The following is a 1,062-nucleotide window of genomic DNA, read 5'->3' on the forward strand; positions in this document are numbered from 1 at the left end:
GGGTTTGGCGGGTGGGTTGATCTCGGTCCAGACCTCGTCGAGGGAGAGGCCGAGGACGTCGGCGATGGCGGCGATGGTGGGGAAGGCCGGGGTGGCGACGCGGCCGGACTCGATCTTGCGGAGGGTCTCCGGGGAGACGCCGGCGTCGAGTGCGGTGTCGAGGATGGAACGATCACCTCGGGCTCGGCGCAGCAATGCGCCGAGACGCTGTCCGCGCTCGATCTCGGTGGGGGTGAGGGGTAGCCGGACCATGATTCGGATTATAGTACCGGTATAGTTTGGCCGGTATAGTTATTGGTTCGTGAGAGGGACGCCCGCATGATCGAGATCCTGAGCTCCACCGAGCTCACCCAAGCGACGAAGACCGGCGCGCTGGTCGGCACCATCCTGCAGACCCTGAAGAGCCGGACCGCGGTCGGTACCAACCTGCTCGACATCGACCAGTGGACCAAGGCGATGATCGCCGACGCGGGCGCCCAGTCCTGCTACGTCGACTACGAGGCATCCTTCGGCCGAGGTCCCTTCGGCCACTACATCTGCACGGCCGTCAACGACGCCGTACTGCACGGCAAACCCTCGAACTACACCCTCGCCGACGGCGACCTCCTGACCCTCGACCTCGCCGTACTGCAAGGTGGCGTGGCCGCCGACGCCGCCATCAGCTTCGTCGTCGGCGACTCCCAGCCCGCCGAGAGCCTGGCCCTGATCGCCGCCACCGAGCGCGCCCTCGCCGCAGGCATCGCCGCTGCCCAGCCCGGCGCCCACATCGGCGACATCTCGCACGCCATCGGCACCGTCCTCACCGCCGCCGGATACCCCGTCAACACCGACTTCGGCGGCCACGGCATCGGCTCGACCATGCACCAGGACCCCCACGTCCCCAACACCGGCCGCCCCGGCCGAGGCTACAAACTCCGCCCCGGCCTCCTCCTCGCCCTCGAACCCTGGGTCATGCAAGACACCGCCGACCTCGTCACAGACCCCGACGGCTGGACCCTCCGCAGCGCCACCGGCGCCCGCACAGCCCACACCGAACACACCATCGCCATCACCCCCCAAGGC

At 68.7% G+C, this 1,062-nt stretch carries 2 protein-coding genes; one reads left to right on the top strand and one right to left on the bottom strand.

Going from position 1 to position 1,062, the window contains the following annotated elements; genetic code table 11:
- A partial coding sequence (locus E1261_RS44880) for a helix-turn-helix domain-containing protein (protein ID WP_132416492.1) occupies positions 1-252 on the bottom strand: 252 nt, incomplete at its 3' end.
- A 66-nt stretch (positions 253-318) separates the two neighbouring features.
- Here E1261_RS44880 and map point away from each other — a divergent pair.
- The coding region (map, locus tag E1261_RS44885; RefSeq protein WP_132416494.1) for a type I methionyl aminopeptidase at positions 319-1,062 on the top strand (744 nt) is incomplete at its 3' end.

Origin of the sequence: Kribbella albertanoniae (genome assembly GCF_004348455.1) — a bacterium.
Classification (GTDB): domain Bacteria; phylum Actinomycetota; class Actinomycetes; order Propionibacteriales; family Kribbellaceae; genus Kribbella; species Kribbella albertanoniae.